Here is a 1,426-nt window from a genome sequence, read left to right as displayed (position 1 = left end):
GAGCAATGCTCAGTACCTGTGGATCGGCCTCGGGAAGGGTGCCTCGCGGAACGCGGAGGGCGTACCTTCCCGAGTGATCGATTGATGGTCACCGAGTAGGCCCGCGTTCGCAGCGCGGGTCGGGAAGGCACGCCCGTGCTCAGCGTAGTCAATGCCGACGGCAGCACCCCGAACGGCTCCCTGATCGACGAGATCGTCCGCGAAGGGGCGAGGCGCATGCTCGCCGCCGCCCTCGAAGCCGAAGTCAACGCCTACATAGCGGAGTTGGCTGATCAACGGGACGACAACGGCCGCCGACTGGTGGTACGCAACGGCTACCACCAGCCCAGGTCAGTGACCACGGCCGCCGGGGCGGTGGAGGTGAGGGCCCCGCGGGTGAACGACAAGCGCATCGACGAGAGCACCGGGGAACGCAAGCGGTTCTCCTCGGCGATCCTGCCGCCGTGGTGCCGCAAGTCCCCGAAGATCAGCGAGGTGCTGCCGCTGCTCTACCTGCACGGCCTGTCCTCTGGAGACTTCGTCCCCGCGCTGGAGCAGTTCCTGGGCAGCTCGGCCGGTCTCTCGCCGGCCACCGTCACCCGCCTCACCACCCAGTGGCAGGCCGACCACAAGGCATTCGGCGAGCGCGACCTGGCCGGATCCGACTACGTCTACGTCTGGGCCGACGGTATCCACCTGCGCATCCGGCTCGCGGAGGCGAAGTCCTGCGTCCTGGTGCTGATGGGCGTGCGCGCGGACGGCACCAAGGAACTGATCGCGATGGCCGACGGCTACCGCGAGTCCGCCGAGTCCTGGGCCGACCTGCTGCGTGACTGCGCCCGCCGCGGCATGCGCGCGCCCGTGCTCGCGGTCGGCGACGGCGCGCTCGGCTTCTGGAAGGCCCTCGCGGAGGTCTTCCCCGAAGCCCGCCACCAGAGGTGCTGGGTTCACAAAACGGCCAATGTCGTCAACGCCCTGCCGAAATCGGCCCAGCCCGGCGCCCGCAAGGCCCTGCAGGACATCTACAACGCTGAGGACCGCGACCACGCGCTCAAGGCGGTCACCGCCTTCGAGCACGCCTACGGCGCGAAGTGGCCCAAGGCGGTGAAAAAGGTCACCGACGACGTCGAGGAGCTGCTGGCGTTCTACGACTTCCCCGCCGAGCACTGGATCCACCTGCGCACGACGAATCCCATCGAGTCGACGTTCGCGACGGTCCGGTTGCGGACCAAGGTCACCCGGGGAGCCGGCAGCGCGGCCGCCGCCCTCGCGATGGTCTTCAAGCTCGTCGAGTCCGCCCAGGCCCGCTGGCGGGCCGTGAACGCGCCCCACCTCGTCGCCCTCGTCCGCGCCGGAGCCCGCTTCGAACGCGGCCATCTCGTCGAGCGCCCCGAGGCTCACGCAGCCTAAACCACCTCAACCGACCCACAGGTATTGACTATTACTC

Annotated in this window: 1 protein-coding gene; it reads left to right on the top strand. The window is 68.9% G+C overall.

Annotated features, from left to right (window positions below; translation table 11 throughout):
• Positions 1–135: 135 nt before the first annotated feature.
• The gene (locus ACZ3TS_RS42990; protein WP_467628712.1) at positions 136–1,389 is read left to right on the top strand and encodes an IS256 family transposase; all 1,254 of its coding nucleotides are present in this window, start codon (positions 136–138) and stop codon (positions 1,387–1,389) included.
• Positions 1,390–1,426: the final 37 nt, after the last annotated feature.

This window comes from Streptomyces sp. NPDC022910, assembly GCF_055561075.1.
The sequence above is the reverse complement of the archived record's forward strand: the minus strand, read 5'-3'. Positions and strand labels throughout refer to the sequence as shown.